Below are 19,124 nucleotides of genomic sequence, written 5' to 3'. Positions count from 1 at the left end.
GGTGGGGGTCAGGCGTCCGGTATAGGCCTTGATGTAGCCGCACACCAGACTGGCTGAGGGCCAGCGCTTCGGCCAGCTTGCGGTCGTCCGCGCCAAGCTCGCGGGCCGTCATGGCCACGGGGATGACCGCCACGATGCCGTGGTTCCCCGAACCCGCGCTGCTCATGACCGCCACGTCACCGCCGCTCATCCGCAGATCCGACGCGGCTCCGGCGACTTCCTTGATCTTGTCCGACAGCGAGCCGTGCCCGTTGTGCTTCGCAAGGGCGATTCCGATGCCCGCCTGCTCCGTCCCGGCATGGTCGAGGATCGCCATGTTCATCCGCGCGCCTTCGAGCATCTGCCGCACGATGGCGTCGTCGATGCCGAGCGCGAGGTTCCACAGCTCCTCAAAATGCATGGCCGTAAGCTCATCCGTCCAGTCCGTGCCGCCGCTTTGCGCTTCCAGCGGCTGATCGACGAGGACCGCCCCGTCCGCCACAAGCCGTTCGACATGGTCGTGCTTGCGGGCCACCGTGCAGGAGACGGTATGCCCGCCGCCCGAAAGCGTCACCCGCGCCCACATGGAAGGCGTGCCCTGTACGACCTCTTCCGCCATTTTTCCGGCATCAATGAAGGCCTGCGCCTGTTCCACAGTGTCCGCCGGGATGTCCTCAAGCGCCATCAGCCCCTTGTCGGGATTGCCGCCGAGCGCGCCGAGCACGCACGCCAGCGTCAGCCCCCGCAGGCCGTTCGTCCCCGGGATGCCCACGGAACGCCCGTTCTTATAGATGGCTACGGACATCTCCAGCCGGATGCCTTCCGGCTGCGTAGGAAGGTGGCGGGCGGCGACGGCGGCGGCATAGGCAACGGCCCCCGGCTCGGTGCAACCGATGGTGGGCTTTACTTCACTCTGAAAAAAAGCATACAGATCCATGATTCCTCCAAATGGCGCGAAACAATATGCCTCCCGCTTTTCAAGAAGCGTTCCAACCCGCTGAGGGCGCTATCCTGCCGTTTTCCAAGGGCAAAAAAGGTGCGGCTGCTTTTTTCGCATTTCACGCCCGTCTTTTTCTCATACGGATGAGAAAAATGTAAGAAATGAGAAACGACGTTTTCTCAAGATCGCCTTTTGGGAGAAAAGCGTATGCGCACGGCCTCCACTTCGATCCCGCACGGGATCGATCTCCCCTTGAACCCCCGTTGCCCCCGGACTCACCGATCCTCGCCCGCTGGAGCGCGGTGCGGAACTGCCTGCCGCCGCTGGCCGAGCTGCTGGATGTGGAAATCGTGCTCATGAGCGCCGGCTATTGCGTCGGCGGGACAGGCACGCACCCGGGCGGCGGCTGCAAGATGCCCGAGGACACCGCGCTCACGTACAGCCTGCGGAGCGGGCAGAGCACGATGGTCCTGTCGCCGGGCGAGGATGCGGTCTGCCGTGCTGTCCGGGCCGGGGGGACTGCACGGATATGGCGAATTTCACCGGCCCGGTGCCCGAGGGCGGGAACGTCGCGGTCGTGGAGCAGATTGTGGCGTTCACGGACGACCGGCGCATGGGACAGCTTGGGCTGTTCCCCGGAAAGCGGGGTAACCCGGATGGGCGAACCTATACGCGGGTGGAGGGAAACGCCCGGGCGGCCTGAATGGCGGTAAGCGCGATCATCTTGCAGCGCGGCAACACGGTGTCCACCGACAGGTATTCGCTGGGGGAGTGGAGTTCCGCCCCTTCGGGGCCCATGCTGCAAATGGAGGGAATGCCCAGCACGCTGGCGGTGAATCCGGCTTCGGACGCCCCGAGCGCCCGGTTGCGCCGGATGGTGTAGCCGCCCATAGCTGCGCAGGCCCGTTCCGCCATGCCGAACAGTGTTTCCACGTCCGCCGTGTATTCCAGCGGGTGCAGCCGGATGCCGCCGCTGATCCGCGTGGTGGTCCGGGGCACAAAGGTGCGTGCCGCCACGGCCCGGACGTTCTCCACAAGCCGCTCCGCCGCATCGACCGTATTGAAGGTGATATGGATGCGGGCGTCCGCCCACGGGGCCACGGCATTGGCGGAGTTCCCGCCGCTGATAAGCCCCGTGTTGACGATGGTCTGCGCCTGCGCGTCGACAAAGGCGTCGAGGGCCACGATCTTGTGTGCCAGCTCCAGAATGGCGGAGGCCCCGTCTTCGTAGCAGCGCCCGGCATGGGCGGAAATCCCCGAAATCCGCATGTGGAAATGCCCCGAGCCCCGGCGCTCGGTGGTCACGCCGCCGTCCGGGAACCCCGGTTCCGCGCAGATGACGGCGCGCGCCCCGCTGATCCGCTCACGGTAGACGCGGGTAGCCGTGGGTGCCCCCAGCTCCTCGTCGGGCGAGAACATGAGCGTCATGGGAACGTCGATGAGCCCGAGATCCTTCAAGGCGCGGGCGGCGAACATGTTGGCGACCACCCCGGCCTTCATGTCGGCCACGCCGGGGCCGTAGGCGCGGCCCCCCTCCACCCGGAAGGGGCGGGCCGCCGCCGTTCCGGCGGGGAACACCGTGTCCATGTGCCCCAGAAAAACGATGCCCGGCCCGGCTTCCCGCTCGTGGGTACGGGCGGAAAACACGTTGCCGAGCTTCTCCATCCAGCTCTCGTCGGGGTCGATGGCGGGCTTGGCGATCTTTTCCGTATGGAATCCCGCCTCCCGCATCCAGCCGGAAACGGTTTCCCCGACCTTGTTCACGTCCTCCCCGTCTTCGGAAAAGGAATCCATGTTTACCAGCCGCTCGATCATGCCCATGATCTCCGGCTGGCGCCCGTCAAAGTAGGCATTGAGTTTCCCGGTCGCGCTCTCCAGTTCCATGAAAGGCTCCTTCTCCGGCTGACCGCCGGACGGATACACGGTTGAGGACGGAATGGGGCGGGCCGCCTGCGGTTACGGGAGGAACCCGCCCCGCAAGGCGGCCTGACGTGATGTTCCTTGAAAAGGGATACGGAGTTCGGCTTATTTTGGCAATGCCTCCGCCATGTTCCGCGTCCGCCCAAACCGGGGAAAGCCAGAAACGGGAGGCGTCCCTCAATCAGCCCGCTGCGGGCAACCCTTTTTCGCCACAGGCGCTTTCCAGCGGAAAAATCGCTTGATGGAAAAAGGACAACAACATACTGTGATCTCACGATTTCGTTAAACGGAATAGCATTCCGTACTACGGAATAAAAGAGAGGGCAGCATGTCGGCTTCCATCCAAGTTCTGACCCGCGCCATACAGCCTCTGGAGATCCTGACCCGGAAGGACGCACCCATGTGCCTTGCGGAGATCGCCGAGGCGTCCGGCCTGCCCAAAAGCAGCGCCTATCCGGTCAGCAAGGCCGGGCTCATCATGTTTACCAAGTGCCTCGCCGTCGAGTACGCGGCTGAAGGCATCCGGGCCAACGCCTTCTGCCCCGGCCAGCTCCTTACGGATATGAACGTGAAGCGGTACGCCCGCGAAGCCGCCGCCGAAGGCTGCACGCCCGAGGAAACCATGCGGCGGGCCATTGCCACCGTCCCGCTCGGACGCATCGGCACGCCCCGAGATGTGGGCCTTGCCGCCGCGTTCCTCGTTTCGGACGCTTCCGCCTACATGACCGGGCAGGCGCTGAACGTCACCGGAGGGCAAATCACCGAGCTCTAGCGTTTCCCCCTCTCCCAAGCTTTCGGATGGCCTTTCCCCGGAGGCCGCTTTCCCCGTTTTTCTCGGCTTTTCTTTCCGTCTTCCGTGCATCCTCCACCAGCAAACGGAGAGCCGCCCAATGAAGCCTCATGAAACAGCCTTCCCCTGCGAAACCCCTCGCCTGTCTTTCCGTATGGCAGGCCCGTCCTGTACGGAAGGCATGGTTACGTATTGGCCACATTCCGCCGCCGTAACGGAGGCCGGGGCTTGCGGCGGCCCTTGTCAGGGGATGCACGAAGGGATCAACGGCGGCGGACGGAAAGCGGGCTCCCAGTCTCAGGAAAAGGGGCTCTTCCGCTTCGCCATTCTTTCCAAGGAAACCGGGAACGCCGTCGGCACCCTTGAATGCTCCTCCGCAACCGAAGGGAATGACTCCGCAAAGACCATGCGGATCGGGCTTGCCGGACAACACGATTCCGAAAGCTATCTTGAGGAAGCGCTCCGGTTTGCCGTCCTGACGCTTATCCCCGCCCATGCGCTCCGTGGGTTGCGCGTCATCGTCCCCCATGCCCATGAGCGCGTATCTTTGCTGAAACAATACGGTTTCGAACCTTCAGAAGAGGGCGGCCCTGCCTTGTTCCAAAGGGCGGACCGGACGTATTTCGACGCGGGAAAGGGCATGGCCCTCTGCGGGCTGGCGTGCTGCGTGTGCAGCGAGAACCCCACATGCGCGGGGTGCAGGAATGAGGGATGCAAGGACAGGTCATGCTGCCAGCCCTTCAACTGCTGCAAACAAAAAAAGTTCAACGGCTGCTGGGAGTGCCCGGCATTCCCCTGCGACAACCCCATGTTCAACAAGCAGCGCGTGCGGGCGTTCGCCGTCTTTGTCCTCGAACATGGGGAAGCCGCGTTGATCCGGGCTTTGCAAAAGAACGAAGCGGACGGCGTGCTCTACCATTATCCGGGGCGGCTCGTCGGAGACTATGATCTGCCCGAAAGCGGGAGCGCTATCCGCGCCATGCTGCTGAGAGGGCTGGAGGCGGCTCAAGACGCCCGTTCCTGAGCCACACGCCGGAACAAAAACCGGGGCCGCTCCCGGCGCTCCCATAAAAAGGGGGGGAGATGGCTCTCCCCCCTTTTTTATGGGAATGCGTTGCGGCCTTTTTCCGGCGGAAGCGGGCCTACTGCTTGTTCAGATCCCTGAGCCACTGGATGATGCCGAAGAACACCCACACGCCGCAGACGATATTCAGGAAGAAAGACAGATAGAACAGGTATTTCGTCAGTTGAAGCCACATGGTGACGCCTCCGGCGGTTAGTTGAGGTCGGGGAGGAAGGGGCCTTCGGGCTTGTGGCCCTTCATCTTCTGGTGGACGAAGAACAGTACGAGGCAGTTCATGCCGATGCCGATGAAGTTGGCGGGGATGCCGAAGGGTTCCCCAAGCACCTTGTCGCTCCACAGGAAGAAGCTCAAGCCGCCCGCGATGACGGCTGGAGCGCCCGCGTAGGGGGAGATCTTGCCCCAGAGCAGGCCGCACATCAAGGGGGGAAGGATGGCGGAAGGCCACAGCTTGAACATGTAGATCATCAGCCCGAACACGTCCTGGAAGATGATGGCCACGCCGATGGAGATGCCGCCCACGACCAGCGTGGACAGGCGGGACTGGCGCAGGAGCTGGGCCTGCGTAGCGGCCGTGTTGATGAACTTGTTGTAGATGTCGCGGGTGTAGATGACCGCTGATGTGTTGATCATGGCCGCGCCGGTGGACATGACGGCGGCGAGCAGCGCCCCGAACACGAGCCCGGTGATGCCGGGAGGCAGGATGTCGCGGATAAGGTTGGTGAAGGCCAGATCGGGCTTCACGTCGGGCTGGATTGCCATGGACGCCAGGCCGATGGCGGCGGTGGTGGCCATGAAGAAAATCCAGTGCACGCCGAAAATGAGCAGCCCGTTCTTGCTGTCCTTGGCGGACTTGGTGGAGGCGTAACGCTGGATGTAGTACGGCGCGCAGAACTCGCCGAGCAGGAAGCTGAAGAACAGGCCGAGGAACTGGACAAGGGACCAGTTGGCCAGGGGCTTCATGTTCGTCTCAAAGCGCGGGTTGGAGTAGAGGATCGACATCATGGCGTCGAACCCGCCGAGGTGATCGATGGCGAGATAGGCGCAGAGCGTAACCCCGATGACGATGATGACGTACTGCACGGCGTCGGTGAGGGTTACGGCGAGGATGCCGCCCGACCACGTATAGGCCAGCGTTACGATTGAGGCGATCAGCGCGGCGGGGATGAGGCTGATGCCCGTGGCGGTCTGGAGGATGGCGCCCATCGCCAGGATCTGTACCCCGAACGCCCCCACGCAGAACAGGAATCCGAACACACTGGAAAGCAAGCGACCGGAACGCCCATAGTAAATCCCATACAGGTCCCCGAGGCTGTAGACATTTTTCCCGGCGTTGTGGACGCGCCCGGAGATGAACAACCCGGAGAAAATCTGGTTGATGACGACGCCGGTAAGCGCGAAGAACACGATGATCCCTGTAGTATGCATAAACGAGATACGCCCGATGGTTGCGCCTCCGCCGCACAAGGTGGCGGCGATGGCGGCGAAGAAGATCGGAAGCGGCATACTGCGTCCGGCCACGGCGTAGTCGTCGAAGTTTGAGACCTTTTTCATCGAGTAATAGCCGAGGTACATGACCAGCGCGAAATAGCCGGCGATGACGAAGTAGTCGACAATGTGCATGGGATGTCCTTGTAGCGGGGAGATTCACGGTTGCGGGAACGGGTTACTTCGTTTCGGGAAGCCGCAGGAGGGCGGAAAGCGGCACGGGCCGCAGGGGGGAGCGGACATGCAGGCGCCCCATGTCGGGGATGGCCCTGCCCGCGGTTTCCGCCGCAATGGCCGCCAGAGCCGGGCCGCAGGTCCTGCCCTGGCAATTGCCCATGCCCGCCCGCGTGCGCAGCTTTACTTCGTTGATGTCGGTCAGGCCGTCGCGGACGGCTTCCCGGATATCCGCCGCGCTGACGTTCTCGCAGCGGCACACGGCTACGTCGTCCGGCACGGCATACAGATCCTTGCGCGGCGAGAACCATGCGTCCAGAAAAGCCTTGGATGCCGTCTGTACGGCAAGGGAGCGCAGCAGGGGTGCGCTGCGCCGCCTGAATTCCTCCGGCCCGATGCCTCCCTGCCGCTCCGCCACGGCCAGACCCGCCAGTTCTCCCGCTATCCCAGCGACGGCGGCACCGCGTACGCGGCTACAGTCCCCGGCGACGTACACGCCTTCCCGCGCCGTCCTGCCGCAGCCGTCGCAGGCCACGGTCCAGCACTGCTGGCGCGCATCCCAATGGTGGGGCAGATCCAGCGCGTTCGCCATGTGCGTACGCGGGATGACCCCGCCGTGGTACAGCAGGGCCGCGGCTTCCAGCGTGTGCGCCGTCCCCTTGGAAAAGAAGGAAACGCGCTCAAGGCGATCCGCACCCTGCGCCTCGATGCCGCTGACGTCGCGGTACACGGGCGTCCCGCTCTTCCGCACGTCGTTGAGCATGGACAGGCCCCGGAGCAGCAGGGGCAGGCCGAGCAGCCCCGCCGGGAGGTGCGGCGCGGCCTTGAGCATGTTGCTGGGCGGCGTCTGATCCAGCACGGCGGCGAGGGGGTGCCCCTTGCGGATCAGATGGCTCGCCACAAGGTAGAGCAGGGGGCCGCTGCCCGCGAGCACTACCGGCGTTTCCGGAAGCAGGCCCGCCGTCTTGAGGAGGATGTCGCCCGCCCCGGCGTTCATGACCCCGGGAAGCGTCCAGCCCCGGAAGGGGACCGGGCGCTCCATCGCGCCCACGGCGATGATGAGGTTTCTGGCCCGCAGATCGAGGACTTCCTCACCACGGGAGGCAAGAATGCGATCCTGTTCCAAGAACCAAACCGTCGTTTCCGGCAGGTATTCCGCGCCGGAACGCCTGAAGCGCCGGACGAGCTCCGTGCCGTCGCGGTAATCGGCGGCCTCGGCAAAACGCTCCTCCGCGCCCGGAACCGTGACATGGCGGTAGATCTGGCCGCCGGGAAAAGCCTGTTCGTCCACAAGGACGACTTCAAGCCCGGATTCGGCTATGACGCTGGCGGCGCGCAGCCCGGCCGGACCCGCGCCGATGACGAGGGCATCCCACTGGCGGCTCATCGCTCCTGCTCCTTGTCGGGGTATTGGCGTTTGATGTCCATGCCCTCACGAACAATCGTGAGGCAGGCCTGACGGTTGGGCTGGCCGTCGATTTCCACGAGGCATTCGAAACAGGTGCCCATCATGCAGAAGGGTGCCCGGCGTTCCCCGGTCAGCGGGTGGATGCTTGTATATCCGGCGTGCGCGTCCCCAAGAAGCGCCGCCGCCACGGTTTGCCCGGCGGGCACGGTGCAGGGCTTGCCCTCAAACGTAACATTGACCAGAGCGGCGTCCTCCGCCGCGGCTTGTGAAGCGGACATGGCCGTATTCCTTGAAAAAGAGTTGAAGGCGGTCACTTGTTCGGAGCCTCGGCATGGGGTGACGAGGCCGCCGATCCCTGAAATCCCGAGCCGCCTCCGGCGAACCGGGACAGCCCGAAGATGGCCCCGTCCGGCGGCAGCGGCTTGCCCATGACATAGTCGGGCAGGGCCTGCTCCAGAATGGCGGCAAGGGATACCGCGCTGTGCATGGCGAAGACGAAGGCGTTCTCGTGCCCCGGAATCCGGTCGTAAATGGGGTACGCGTCCTTCGGCCATACGCGCAGCCCGGTCCAGAACCGCAGGATGCGCTTGCGCTCCAGCTCGGGCCAGACACGGACGGCCCATTGCGCATTGGCGGCGAGCACTTCGGGGGTGAGCCTCCTGTCCATGCCCATGTTCTCATGGGCCGCGCCGATCATTACCGTGCCCCCGAAGGTGCGGGCGATGCCGAGCAGGGGGATGGGGAGGACATCGGCGGGGATGCGCTCCAGGAGCATCACCTGGCTCTTGTTGGGGAAGACGGGGATGTCCGTGCCGAGCTGCGCCGCGAGCTTGCGGACGCCGAGCCCGGCGGCGAGCACGACCTTGCCGCATTCCAGCGTCCGGCCTCCGCAGACGAGGGTATAGCCCTTGCCGGAGGGCTTCACTTCCGAAACCCGTTCCCCGGCGAACAACGTACCGCCGAGCCTGACGAAGCTTTTACGGAACGCGAACATCAGGTGCAGGGGATCGACGTAGCCGTCCATGTCGGACCAGATCCCGCCGGAAACATCCGGGCCGAAGGGGACTTTGGGCAACATGCCTTCAAGTTCCTTACGGGAAAGCACGGAGGCCGGGTATGTGCCGTCCTCGGTTTCAGCCCGGAGCTTTTCGATGAACTGGGCGCGCGCCTCAAGCTCGGCTTCCCCGAGGCAGGGGATGATCCCGCCCGTGGGCGCGTAGCCCGTATCGATGCCGGACAATTCCTTCAACTCCGCCGCCAGATTGCCGTAGGCCCGCGAGGAGGCGAAGCCCCAGCGCACGAACTGCGGGCAGCCGAGCGCCTTGGACTGGCACCAGATCAGGCCCATGTTGGCCCGGGAAGCGCGGGAGAAGGTGGGGACGGCATCCACAAGGCAGGTCTTCACGCCCCGTTTCGCCAGCCCGTACCCGACGGCGGCCCCGGTTACGCCGCCGCCCACGATGACGACGTCGAATGAGGCGTTCATCGGGGTTCCTTCCAGGCCACGCAGTCCATCTCGATCTTGAAATCGTTCATCATATGCCCCTGCACGGTCACGCGGGCCGGGGCGTGTTCGATGGAGAAATACTGGCTGTAGATGCGGTTGAAGATGGCGAAATCCCGGGGATCGTCCAGCCAGACGTTGACTTTGACCACATCCTCGGGGCCGTAGCCTGCCTGACGGAGGGTCTTCATGAGGTTGTCCAGCGTCTGCCGGGCCTGTTCCGCGATGCCGCCGACCACAAATTCCCCTTCGGCGTTTTTCGGGACCTGACCGGCGACGAACAGCCAGCCGTCCGCCTTCACCGCCTGCGAAGCGGGCACGCCGCCCTGCTTGGGCAAACCAAAACGCTCAATGCCTCCCATAAATTCCTCCTCTCAAGTTTGGGGCGGGCGGTTGCCCGTCACACCCACTGGTTCCGCCGCACGCAAAAGGCCGCGTAGGCGATCAGGGAATTGATATCGTAAACCGGGACGGAAACCGCCTCCTGCACGGTCCGGGCGAATACGCTCAGGTCCGTGCATTCGAGCAGCAGGGCGTCCAGCGGCTGCCCGTCCGTCATGGCGGCCGCGGCTGCCCCGATCTCCGCGCCCACGGCGTCCGTGTCCATGACGGGCGCGGCCCCTTCCAGAATGGTCTTCCGGAAAACCGGGAAATTCTCCATGCCCGCGATGGCCAGGGCGTCGATCTGGGCGTCGGGAACGCCCGCCTGCCGGAAATGCTCGGGCGTCAGCGAGCCGGAATGCGCGGTGAGCACGCCGATGCGGCAGCCCGGGCCGTGCAAGGTATGGATGAGCGGGATCTGGACAAGGCTGGACATGAGCACCGGGACGGAAACGGCGCTGGCCACGGCCTTCTGAAACAGGGCCATGAAGCCGCAGCTTCCGGCGATGGCTTTGACCCCGTCCCGCTCAAGTTCGCGGGCGGCGTCGACGAACAGCGTTTCGAGCTGCGCCGAGGTGCTGGACAGGATTTCTTTGGCCCCGACGCCGCGCAAGACCCGGCAGACAACGGGGAAATCGAAGGTAAGGGGATTTCTGAGCTGCCCCGGAGGTTTTGGGAACAACGTATCAAGGCAGAGGATGCCGATTGGGGTGTCGTAGTACAGGTAACCGCTGGGTATCCGCATAGTGCACTCCCGTGGGCGCTGGCGCCGGATGAAGGGCCGGATGATTTATCATAATATGATAAAGGTGTTACAATATGATTTGAGTAGCGGTTTTATAAGCCTTCGTCAAGGCGCGCGGCGGCGGGGAAAGAAGAAAAAAGTATCATGAAGCCGTTACCAATAAAGCATTTTTCTCTTTTTCCTCCCTCTAATACGCTTACTTGTATAGTTATTTTTATAATGCCCCACCAATGCTCAAAAAGGAACGATCCGATACGGCGGGGTTCCAAAAGCAGGGCGGAAGCGGAGTGACGGCACCCGGCGAGAAAGCCGCGCCCTGAAAGGCGAAACCGGCCCGAAAGTGGGACGGAGCGGGATGATAGGGGAACGGCGAAAGGAATGGGCGGGACGAATCGGAAGCCGGAAGGCGGAGAGCCGAAGAGGGCCGACACCGGGCGTTGCGGGCCCTGCGGAGATCGGGCACCCGGCCCGGGGCGATAATGCCCGCCCCCGGAAGGAAGGGGACGCGCAAGCGCCGGGGATGCGGGTTACCTTCCAGCCGCACGCTGGAGGGGGAGCGGCGGACACCGCAAATGGGCCCGGCGTGGGGGGATCAGGACAGGGCGCTTTGCAGTTCTTGAATGATTTTCGGTTGATCCTTGTCCCATTGCTCGGAACGGACGGCGTCTATGGCAATGCTCCCCACGGCCTCATTCCCCATGCGCAGGACATGGGAAACGCCGATGGTCCCTTCAAGCAGCATCCCTTGGGCCGAGGCATACCCCTTCCGGCGGGCTTCGGCCAGGAAACCGCGCAATGCCGAGAAATCCGTCTTGAGCACGAACCGGATTTCCTGCTCGTTGTGGGTAAGGATCATTTCCGCCTCATCTTCCGGCATGGCGGCTAAAATGGAAAGGGTGGCCGATCCCATGCCGAGCGGGCGGCGGTCGCCTGTTTTATTGAGAAAAACCTGTATGGGATGCCAGCCGTCGAGACGCTCCACGCACACGGCGTCGTAGCCGCTCCGGGCATAGAGGATGGTCGAATAGCCGAAGCGGCGGGAGATGCGTTCCGCCAGCGGCAGAAACCGGGCGCGGATAAAGGCGGCGACGTCCATGCGCGGGCTGATGAGGCAGGAATCCCCGATGTGGTATTTCTTGGTGGCCGGGTCGCAGGCCACAAAATTTTTCTGGCGCAGCACCGTCAACAGCCTGTGGACGGTGGCAACGGGGATATCGAGGGACGCGCTCAGCTCTTTGGGGGTTATCATGCGGTCGCCGCAGAGGATCACCTCTTCCAGAATGTTCAGCACGCGATAGACGCTCTGCGCGCCTTTGATGGTCTTTTGGTTGGAATCCATAACCATTCTTGCCGATTGAAGGTTGCAGATACGATGCGCCGTTGGAAAAAGGCGGCCAAAAGGAAACGCGCCGCCCCCGTCCGGGACGGCGTGTGAAGACGGCCGCAACGTTTGAGGAGCCGGTACGGATATCCCGGAAGCCCGCGAGGGCGGCTTCAACGGCACTCCGCCGGGCCGGGGTTCCCGCCGGGGAAGGTTTCGCCGTACTCCAGCGACACGCCCGCAGGCACCCTTGCGGAAACCGCCGCCCCATTTTCCGGTGCGCGGGGTGTCCGCCTCTTTTCCGGGCATTCCCTATGCCATTTCTTGCAATAACTTGTTTGTACTGTCAATATTACCGCATGATAGAACGCTTCAACGCCGATTGGCCTTGAGGCGGCAGGAAAGCATTGCGGGGATCCCCTTCCCAAAACCTGACGGCCTGCGCGCCTGTTCCCCCTCTCCTCATCTTTTTGTTTCTCCAGAACCCATACCGGATGCCGCCCACGCTTTCCCGTCCCCCCACGCTTTCACGCGGCAGCCTCAACGTATTACACGGAACCCCTTCATTTCTTTTCATATATCGCTTGTGCGAAATGTGCATTTTTCTCTTGCCTTTTGCTCACGGCCGGAGTATCAGAAAATTATAATTCAATATTAAACTTTTTAATATAAAATTATGGAGGTCCGCATGGCCGCACAACTGCTGTTGCAGCATGTGAAAACACCGTCCGGCGTTTGTGCCGACATACTCGTCGAGGCGGGACGGATTGTCCGGATCGCGCCCGATCTGCCTCCGTCCCTCGCGGACACCCGCCTGGATGCCGAAGGGCACATGGCGGCGCCCGGTTTCGTCAACGCCCATATCCATCCGGCACAGACATTTGTGGGCGGACCGTGGGTCGACTACGACTATGCGGATACGGTCCCGGGGCGTGCGAAGGCGGAAGCCGAATACCTCGCCAAACACGGCCGCATGAACAGCCTGAGGAATTGTTACGTGCAGTTCCGGGAAGCGATCCGGCGCGGTACGACCCATGTGCGGGGCCACATCGACGTGGGCGTGTTCGGGCTTGCGGAGCTTGAAGACGCGGCCCGCGCCCGGGAAGCCTTCCGGGACGTGCTGGACATCGAGTATGTCGCCATGCCCTCAAACGGCATCCTGAACATGAAGACCGATCCCGAACAGACCATTGCCGCGGCCCTGCGCGCGGGAGCCTCCAGTATCGGCGGGGCCGACCCCTGCGACCGGGACCGCGATCCCGTGCGCTCCGTGGAGCTGACCCTGCGTCTGGCCGCCGAACACGGCGCCAAAGTGGATCTGCACCTGCATGAGTTCGGTTCGATGGGCCTTTTCTCGCTCGATCTGCTCTTCAAGAAAATCCGGGAATACGATCTCCGCGACCGCGTGACCATCAGCCACGCATGGTGCCTCGCCAACCTCCCCGACACCCGGTACCAGCCCATAGCCGAAGCCTTTCAGGAGCTCGGCATCGGCATCATCACCCACGCCCCCGGCCACGTCCCCTTCCCCTCCCTCAAGCAGGCCCGGCGCTGGCAGGTCCGTTACGGCGTCGGTACGGACAACATGCGCAACCTCTGGGGGCCCTACGGCATGAACGACATGCGCGAGCGGGTCATGCTGCTGGCTTACCTCAGCGACTTCCGCCGCCGTGAGGATCTGGAACTGGCTTACGACGCGGGCACATACGGCAGCGCGTCCGTGCTGGGCCTGCCCGACTACGGGCTGTCGGAAGGCTGTTGGGCGGATCTGGTCGTGTTCCCCGTCGAAAACAGGGCCTGCGCCCTGCTCGAAGGCCCCATGCCCCGGTTTGTGATCAAGCGCGGCGTCCTTGTCGCACGGGACGGCGAGTTGACGGACGCCGTCCCGCCGTGCCCGGAATAACCCTCGCTCCCTTCCACATCAGGAGAACGCGTATGAAGCCCTTTTTCGACATGTCCTTACTGATCGCATTCGGATTCTTGTCTCTGCTTCTCCTCCTCGGCGTCCTGCTTCGGGCCAAGATCAAGTTTCTCCAGAATTTTATGGTTCCCGCCTGTCTCACGGGCGGGGTGATCGGCTTTTTCATCCTCAACACCACGGGCTTTCCGCAGGTCCAGCCCGAACTGTACCCGGCACTGGCCTACCACTTCTTCACCATTTCCTTCGTCTGCATCGGGCTGAGGGGCATGAGCAAGGTCGACCAGAGCAAGGGCTCCGCGACCAAGGAAATGGTGCGCGGTTCGATCTGGCAGGCGCAGATGTTCCACATGGGCCTCTGTTCGCAGCTCATCCTCGCGACGGGCATCGTCTATCTGCTCAACGCGCTGACCGGGCGGGATTATCTTGAATCCATCGGCTTCCTCGCAGCGCAGGGGTTCGCGGCGGGGCCGGGGCAGGCCATTTCCACCGGGCTGGTCTGGGAAAAGTTCGGACATTCCGGCATGGGGCAGCTCGGAATGACCTTCGCCGGGGTCGGCTTCATCGTGGCGTTCGCCATCGGCGTGCCGCTGGTGCGCTGGGGCGTGCGGAAGGGGCTGAACACCTACCCCGTGGGCAGCGTCCCGGAAGAAGTGAAGACCGGCCTGCTCGCACCGGAGAACCGGCCCTGCGGCCTGCGCCAGGTCACGCAGAACTCCAACGTCGATTCGCTGGCCCTCCAGCTGGCGCTGGTGCTGGGCGCATGGATGCTGGCCTATTACGCCGTCGAGGCCGTGGCTACGCGCGTGCCTTCGAGCATCGGCGGGACCATGTGGGGGCTGTTCTTCCTGATCAATATGGTATCCGGGATGCTGATCCGCTTCGTGATGCGGAAGCTCGGCATCGTCCATCTCATCGACGGCGACTCCATGACCCGGCTGACCGGCTGGATGATGGAATTCCTGCTGCTCAGCACCCTCATCGGCATCAAGTTCGCGGTGGTGAAGGACTACATCCTCCCCATCATCGTCCTTTCCGTGGTCCTCGCCGTCTTCACCCTGTTCTTCATCCTGTATTTCGGACGCCGCGTCCCCGGCTACTCCTTCGAGCGGACGGTCATGATGTTCGGGACCTGCACGGGGACCATCCCCACCGGGCTCATCCTGCTGCGCATGGTGGACAGCGAGCTGAAGACCACGGTTTCCGTGGAGGCGGGCATGTGGAACATGGCCGTGTTCATCTTCTTCTACGTCAATTTCATTTTCCACGGCTACGTCGTCTACGACTGGGGGATGCCTGCCACGCTCGGGCTCTTTGCGCTGACGTTCCTCGCCAACTACATCATCCTGAGGGTGTTCAAGCTGATCGGGCCTAAGCGGTTCTAGATCCGGCAGCACCTATGGCAAAGCCCCCGGAAAGCGCTTTCCGGGGGCTTTTTTCAATGGATGCCCTCACCGGGCCTTGCGGGGACGCGGCCTAGACTTCCCCGCGCTCTTCCAGATCCAGCAGGATACGCTTCAAGAGCGTCCGGAGCTGCTCCTTTTCTTCCGGGGAAAGCATGGTAAGCAGCCGCTTTTCCATGTCCGTCTGGGCGAGGAACGACTCGCGGGCCATCTCCAGCCCCTCCGGGGTCAATTCCACAAGGACGTTCCGACGGTTCTCCCGATCCGCATTGCGCCGGATCAGCCCCTTTTCCTCAAGGTGATCCATGACGTTGGTGATCGCCCCCGGAGTCCGGTAGGCCTGTTTCGTGATGTCTTTCGGATTGAGCGTATACGGTGGCCCGGCATGAAGCAGCGCCGACAGCACGTCGGCCTCTCCGTTCTTGATGCCGAAGGGCTTCATTGTTTCCGTACTTTTATGGTTATGATAGCGCGCGATACGGAGAATCCTGCCAAGGATGCTTTCAAGCCCGATGCCGGGAAACACCGTTTCCCATCGCTCGTTGCGGCGTTGCGTGTAATCTTTGGGCATGAACTCCCTCATAAGATAAAAAGATTTTCAACCGGCAAGCAGAGCATACCTCAGAATACCACGCGCGGGCAAACAAAAACAGCGCCGGAGAATGCCACATCCTCCAGTGATCCCACCTTTCCGGAACGCAACCGATATACTGCATCCTCCGTATCGGGCGTGGCGGCCTCAGCCGTCACGCCTCACCGCAGTGGCGCGGAAGGAAACCGATGCCGGGGATTCCGCCAGCCCAGACGCCTGAGCCAATGGCCGTGGAGGAAAGCATTCGTATTCCGGAGCGGCCCGGGGACGGAACGCTTCAGATTGTTCCTTCAAATTTTCGTTTTAAGGCATTTTTAAAAAATCTTTGGCTCGTATTTCATGGAAGGCATAAAGAAGCGTAAACGGCGCGCTGGACGTTTGAACAGGAAAACAGCTTTTGGGGCGGTTTGCTATTTATCTTAATAAGTGTTAAGTTAAATAGAGAATCAACCGGAACCCTAGGGCTTGGCATGGCAACGCTCCCTGAAGTCATCTCCAACGGAGAACTCCCTGTCTTGGACGACTGGGAGCCTCTTAGCAGAAAACGGATCCTGCGGTACTTTGACCGAAGCATCGAATACGCGGACGTCTCGGCCTACGTATCCGCACAAGGAGAACTGCTTCCCGACGAGCGCATCATCCTTGTTTTCCTCAATGCCGTTTACACGCAATCGCTGGCGACCGTGGAACTGTATTGCCGCTATGTCGTCGAGCTGTTGAACTACGCCCGGAAGCCTTCGTTCTCCGTTACGGCCCGTGATGTCGAAAGCTATATCAGGCAATGCAGGATGAAAGGCCTCAAGCCCCGTTCGGTGAATACGATTATCGGAGCTCTGAAAAGTTACTTCAAACGGCTGGCAGACACGGGCGCCATTGCCCTGAACCCCACGGCATTCATTAAAAAACGGAAGGACGGCGCGGGGATTTCACTCCCCGGGAACCTCACGCACAGCCTTTCTGAATCGGAGATGCTGCTCCTGTTCGACCGCCTTGCGGAACACGGAGCCCCGCAGCGGGACATTCTCCTTCTGAAGACTCTCTTTATGACCGGATTGCGCGGCGAAGAGGCCGTTTCCCTCTGCTGGAAAGACGTCACCGTCTGGCAAGGGCAACGCTATTTCAATGTCCTGGGCAAGGGCTCAAAGGAAAGGCGCATTTATCTTCCTGATGAAATTGACGAAGGCCTTAACGAATATGGAAAACTGACCGGGACGTCTCCAAATCAGCCCATCTTTGGGAACCTCAGGAAACCATCCCGGCGGATCGGACGCCACGCCCTGTACCATATGGTCAAGAAATGGCTGACAACACTCATGAACAGGCCGGATGTCTCCCCGCACTGGTTCCGCCACTCCTGTTTTACCTATCTCGCCAGCAAGGGGGTCCGCCTTGAAAGCATACAGGCGCTTGCGGGACATGCTTCCATCGACACGACCATGCTGTACAACGAAGCGGCGCAGCTAATGGTCCCGGCGGGGACCGCCTTCAATAAATCCCATTCATATGAACCAATAAAAAGAATAGAATAAGGCTGGGCAGCTCCCAGATCCATTGGGTCCAGGCTTCACATGGTTCTGGAGAGTCCTCTTCCCAAAACCAATGGGAGAGGAACCGCCCAGTGGTCCATCCTTTCGGGAACATGCGCCATCGCCATAGCAGAGGCCCCGCTCGAAGTTCCGCGCAGGGCCTCTTTGCGCATGTTCATCTGATATGTTCACCATAGCGAGGCGCGTCCTTTTGTACACGGAATAGCCTAACGGATCGAAAGCAAACGATTCTTTCGGATGAAGCCTTTCCCCTTATCCACAAAAGTATCCCCCTTCATGCCGGATGAAGGAGGACGCGGGAAACGTCAGGAAACCACGGCGGCACCCGGCTACTGCAACAGCCCGAAGAGGAAAACCCGCTGGTTTCCCTCCATACGGCAAACGACGCCCTTTCTGTTTTGCCCGCGATCCGCAAAACCGCAGGCAAACCACGACGTATCGCCTTTACCCGTTTCGCCGCCAGGCGATGCGCTCCCTTGCCGTGGAACACCGCGCTGGCTGTCCTTGCCTGCCATATGCCCGAACCTGCCAGTTCAGGCCTGTGGCAGGTTTTTTATTTGCCCGGCTGGAAAACGCGGGAAGCCTGCAGCGCCGTCAGGGCGATGAGCTTGCACCGCTTCACGATGGAAGAAGGGACAAGGTATTCGTTGAGGGAGTGGATATGTTCCCCTTCCGGGCCCATGTTGCAGATGGTGGGGACGCCGAGGCTGGAGCTGAAGCCGGCTTCGGACGCGCTGTCGTAATGCTGGCCCTTGATGGACATGCCGAGGAGCTCCCCGGCGTCCTTGACGAGCCCGAAGAGCTTGTCGCCCGCTTCGCAGCGCTCGAAGGGATAGAGGCGCAGCCCGCCGCTGATGGAGGCCGACGTTCCGGGGATCACGGTGCGGGAAACGGCGTCACGGATGCCCGCGACGACCTTTTGCCCGTCCTCAAGCGTCCTGTAGGTCAGATGGATGCGGGATTCGGCCCACGGGGCCACGGAGTTGGCGGAAGCCCCGCCGCTGATCAGGCCCGTGTTGACGGTGAGCCCACGCTCCAGATCCAAAAAAGTGTCGATCGCCAGCGTCTTGTGCGCGATTTCAAGGATGGCCGAAGCCCCGTCCGCATAACAGCGCCCCGCGTGGGACGCCTTGCCCTGTACTTTCAGGAACATATGGCCTGAACCTTTGCGGGATACGGTGACAAGTCCGCCGGGGCCGCCGGGTTCCGAGTTGATGGCGGCGCGTGCGCCGGGCAAGACCTGCGCCAGGGTCCGGGAAGCCGAGGGGGAGCCCAGCTCCTCATCGGGCGAGAACATGAGGGTCATGGGGCAATCGATCAGGCCGAGCCGCTTCAGGGCCCGCGCCGCGAACAGGTTGGCCACAAGCCCCGCCTTCATGTCGGCCACGCCGGGCCCGGTGGCCCGATCGCCCTCTATCTTGAAGGGCCGCGCCTGCGCCGTACCCTTGGGGAAAACCGTATCCATATGCCCGAGGAACACGATCCCCGGCTCCGCTTCGCGCCCGTGCGTCTTGGCCATGAAGACGTGGCCAAGATCCGCCTGCCACGGCTCGTCGGCGGGCGCTTCCGTCTTGGGCATCATGAACGTCTGGAAACCCGCCTCGCGCAACCAATCCGTCAGGACGGTCCCCAATTGGTCCACATCCTGCGCGTCGGTCGTGAAGGAATCCATGTTGACGATCCGCTCCAGCAAACGGAGCATGTCGCCTTCCTGAGGGTCGAGATACGCATCAAGCTTGTCTTTCCATAACGTGAGGTCCATGCGGGGTTCTCCAATCGGCAAAAAATTACGCTGAGGAGGAAAGTCGCCTTTCCGTGCCGTTGACACATCAACCGTCTCTTTCCAATGCATTGGCATTGAAAAGCACTTTGGGGCCACGAAGGCGCGGGTCATCGCGCATGGGGGAAGATTGCGGGAACGCCGCCGGAAAAA

General features: G+C 62.3%; 17 protein-coding genes. 6 read left to right on the top strand and 11 right to left on the bottom strand.

From position 1 onward, the window contains the following. The coding region (locus HMPREF0178_RS17815; RefSeq protein ID WP_009368984.1) for an L-serine ammonia-lyase, iron-sulfur-dependent, subunit alpha at nucleotides 1-916 on the bottom strand (916 nt) is incomplete at its 3' end. Between the two features lie 266 nt (nucleotides 917-1,182). On the opposite strand from HMPREF0178_RS17815, the gene HMPREF0178_RS21700 reads away from it, so the two are divergent. Continuing rightward, the gene (locus HMPREF0178_RS21700) at nucleotides 1,183-1,632 is read left to right on the top strand and encodes a hypothetical protein (RefSeq protein ID WP_157134982.1); all 450 of its coding nucleotides are present in this window, start codon (nucleotides 1,183-1,185) and stop codon (nucleotides 1,630-1,632) included. Here HMPREF0178_RS21700 and HMPREF0178_RS17810 read toward each other — a convergent pair. Beyond that, entirely contained in the window at nucleotides 1,586-2,803 is a 1,218-nt protein-coding gene (locus HMPREF0178_RS17810) for a M20/M25/M40 family metallo-hydrolase (RefSeq protein ID WP_005030145.1), read from the bottom strand. The two genes, HMPREF0178_RS21700 and HMPREF0178_RS17810, sit on opposite strands and share 47 nt — an antisense overlap. A gap of 364 nt (nucleotides 2,804-3,167) precedes the next feature. On the opposite strand from HMPREF0178_RS17810, the gene HMPREF0178_RS17805 reads away from it, so the two are divergent. Beyond that, nucleotides 3,168-3,611: an SDR family oxidoreductase gene (locus HMPREF0178_RS17805; protein ID WP_009368982.1), complete on the top strand. Its 444-nt coding sequence runs from the start codon at nucleotides 3,168-3,170 to the stop codon at nucleotides 3,609-3,611. Nucleotides 3,612-3,810: 199 nt separating this feature from the next. Then, on the top strand, nucleotides 3,811-4,653 hold the full coding sequence (locus tag HMPREF0178_RS20655; protein ID WP_232281322.1) for a DUF3795 domain-containing protein: 843 nt from the start codon (nucleotides 3,811-3,813) through the stop codon (nucleotides 4,651-4,653). Between the two features lie 252 nt (nucleotides 4,654-4,905). Here the strand turns inward: HMPREF0178_RS20655 and HMPREF0178_RS17795 are convergent, their stop codons facing one another. The 7 genes from HMPREF0178_RS17795 to HMPREF0178_RS17765 form a co-directional block, all read right to left on the bottom strand. After that, nucleotides 4,906-6,333: a sodium:solute symporter gene (locus HMPREF0178_RS17795; protein WP_009368979.1), complete on the bottom strand. Its 1,428-nt coding sequence runs from the start codon at nucleotides 6,331-6,333 to the stop codon at nucleotides 4,906-4,908. A 43-nt stretch (nucleotides 6,334-6,376) separates the two neighbouring features. Continuing rightward, nucleotides 6,377-7,759 (bottom strand): NAD(P)/FAD-dependent oxidoreductase, encoded by a 1,383-nt coding sequence (locus tag HMPREF0178_RS17790; protein WP_009368978.1) that lies wholly within the window; start codon nucleotides 7,757-7,759, stop codon nucleotides 6,377-6,379. Beyond that, nucleotides 7,756-8,058 (bottom strand): (2Fe-2S)-binding protein, encoded by a 303-nt coding sequence (locus HMPREF0178_RS17785; RefSeq protein WP_009368977.1) that lies wholly within the window; start codon nucleotides 8,056-8,058, stop codon nucleotides 7,756-7,758. Before HMPREF0178_RS17785 ends, HMPREF0178_RS17790 begins: the two co-directional genes overlap by 4 nt. A gap of 32 nt (nucleotides 8,059-8,090) precedes the next feature. Beyond that, the gene (locus tag HMPREF0178_RS17780) at nucleotides 8,091-9,266 is read right to left on the bottom strand and encodes an FAD-binding oxidoreductase (RefSeq protein WP_009368976.1); all 1,176 of its coding nucleotides are present in this window, start codon (nucleotides 9,264-9,266) and stop codon (nucleotides 8,091-8,093) included. Continuing rightward, entirely contained in the window at nucleotides 9,263-9,646 is a 384-nt protein-coding gene (locus HMPREF0178_RS17775) for a RidA family protein (protein ID WP_009368975.1), read from the bottom strand. The genes HMPREF0178_RS17780 and HMPREF0178_RS17775 overlap by 4 nt, the downstream gene beginning before the upstream one ends. Before the next feature lie 38 nt (nucleotides 9,647-9,684). After that, complete coding sequence (locus HMPREF0178_RS17770; protein WP_005030160.1) at nucleotides 9,685-10,410, bottom strand: hypothetical protein; 726 nt, start codon at nucleotides 10,408-10,410, stop codon at nucleotides 9,685-9,687. Between the two features lie 592 nt (nucleotides 10,411-11,002). After that, nucleotides 11,003-11,749 carry an IclR family transcriptional regulator gene (locus HMPREF0178_RS17765; protein ID WP_005030161.1) on the bottom strand — a complete coding sequence of 249 codons (747 nt, stop codon included), beginning with the start codon at nucleotides 11,747-11,749 and terminating at the stop codon, nucleotides 11,003-11,005. 670 nt (nucleotides 11,750-12,419) lie between these two features. Between HMPREF0178_RS17765 and HMPREF0178_RS17760 the strand changes: the two genes are divergently transcribed. Both HMPREF0178_RS17760 and HMPREF0178_RS17755 read left to right on the top strand, forming a co-directional pair. Continuing rightward, nucleotides 12,420-13,634, top strand: coding sequence for an amidohydrolase family protein (locus HMPREF0178_RS17760; protein WP_009368974.1), 1,215 nt, complete (start codon nucleotides 12,420-12,422; stop codon nucleotides 13,632-13,634). Between the two features lie 32 nt (nucleotides 13,635-13,666). Continuing rightward, nucleotides 13,667-15,034: a sodium/glutamate symporter gene (locus tag HMPREF0178_RS17755; RefSeq protein WP_009368973.1), complete on the top strand. Its 1,368-nt coding sequence runs from the start codon at nucleotides 13,667-13,669 to the stop codon at nucleotides 15,032-15,034. Between the two features lie 91 nt (nucleotides 15,035-15,125). On the opposite strand, the gene HMPREF0178_RS17750 is transcribed toward HMPREF0178_RS17755, so the two are convergent. Next, nucleotides 15,126-15,623: a MarR family winged helix-turn-helix transcriptional regulator gene (locus HMPREF0178_RS17750; protein ID WP_005030166.1), complete on the bottom strand. Its 498-nt coding sequence runs from the start codon at nucleotides 15,621-15,623 to the stop codon at nucleotides 15,126-15,128. A gap of 491 nt (nucleotides 15,624-16,114) precedes the next feature. Between HMPREF0178_RS17750 and HMPREF0178_RS17745 the strand changes: the two genes are divergently transcribed. Then, on the top strand, nucleotides 16,115-17,173 hold the full coding sequence (locus HMPREF0178_RS17745; RefSeq protein ID WP_009368972.1) for a tyrosine-type recombinase/integrase: 1,059 nt from the start codon (nucleotides 16,115-16,117) through the stop codon (nucleotides 17,171-17,173). Nucleotides 17,174-17,744: 571 nt separating this feature from the next. Here the strand turns inward: HMPREF0178_RS17745 and HMPREF0178_RS17740 are convergent. After that, nucleotides 17,745-18,953, bottom strand: coding sequence for a M20 family metallopeptidase (locus tag HMPREF0178_RS17740; RefSeq protein WP_009368970.1), 1,209 nt, complete (start codon nucleotides 18,951-18,953; stop codon nucleotides 17,745-17,747). Nucleotides 18,954-19,124: the final 171 nt, after the last annotated feature.

The organism is Bilophila sp. 4_1_30 (assembly GCF_000224655.1).
GTDB lineage: Bacteria > Desulfobacterota > Desulfovibrionia > Desulfovibrionales > Desulfovibrionaceae > Bilophila > Bilophila wadsworthia.
This window is presented reverse-complemented; position numbering and strand designations above follow the sequence as displayed.

Excerpts from the sequence above, each read along its gene's own strand:
- HMPREF0178_RS17765 (WP_005030161.1), bottom strand. The coding sequence starts at position 11,749 with ATGGATTCCAACCAAAAGACCATCAAAGGCGCGCAGAGCGTCTATCGC.
- HMPREF0178_RS17740 (WP_009368970.1), bottom strand. The coding sequence starts at position 18,953 with ATGGACCTCACGTTATGGAAAGACAAGCTTGATGCGTATCTCGACCCT.
- HMPREF0178_RS17775 (WP_009368975.1), bottom strand. The coding sequence starts at position 9,646 with ATGGGAGGCATTGAGCGTTTTGGTTTGCCCAAGCAGGGCGGCGTGCCC.
- HMPREF0178_RS17760 (WP_009368974.1), top strand. The coding sequence starts at position 12,420 with ATGGCCGCACAACTGCTGTTGCAGCATGTGAAAACACCGTCCGGCGTT.
- HMPREF0178_RS17810 (WP_005030145.1), bottom strand. The coding sequence starts at position 2,803 with ATGGAACTGGAGAGCGCGACCGGGAAACTCAATGCCTACTTTGACGGG.
- HMPREF0178_RS17785 (WP_009368977.1), bottom strand. The coding sequence starts at position 8,058 with ATGTCCGCTTCACAAGCCGCGGCGGAGGACGCCGCTCTGGTCAATGTT.
- HMPREF0178_RS17805 (WP_009368982.1), top strand. The coding sequence starts at position 3,168 with ATGTCGGCTTCCATCCAAGTTCTGACCCGCGCCATACAGCCTCTGGAG.
- HMPREF0178_RS17790 (WP_009368978.1), bottom strand. The coding sequence starts at position 7,759 with ATGAGCCGCCAGTGGGATGCCCTCGTCATCGGCGCGGGTCCGGCCGGG.
- HMPREF0178_RS17795 (WP_009368979.1), bottom strand. The coding sequence starts at position 6,333 with ATGCACATTGTCGACTACTTCGTCATCGCCGGCTATTTCGCGCTGGTC.
- HMPREF0178_RS17780 (WP_009368976.1), bottom strand. The coding sequence starts at position 9,266 with ATGAACGCCTCATTCGACGTCGTCATCGTGGGCGGCGGCGTAACCGGG.
- HMPREF0178_RS17770 (WP_005030160.1), bottom strand. The coding sequence starts at position 10,410 with ATGCGGATACCCAGCGGTTACCTGTACTACGACACCCCAATCGGCATC.
- HMPREF0178_RS17755 (WP_009368973.1), top strand. The coding sequence starts at position 13,667 with ATGAAGCCCTTTTTCGACATGTCCTTACTGATCGCATTCGGATTCTTG.
- HMPREF0178_RS17745 (WP_009368972.1), top strand. The coding sequence starts at position 16,115 with ATGGCAACGCTCCCTGAAGTCATCTCCAACGGAGAACTCCCTGTCTTG.
- HMPREF0178_RS17750 (WP_005030166.1), bottom strand. The coding sequence starts at position 15,623 with ATGCCCAAAGATTACACGCAACGCCGCAACGAGCGATGGGAAACGGTG.
- HMPREF0178_RS20655 (WP_232281322.1), top strand. The coding sequence starts at position 3,811 with ATGGTTACGTATTGGCCACATTCCGCCGCCGTAACGGAGGCCGGGGCT.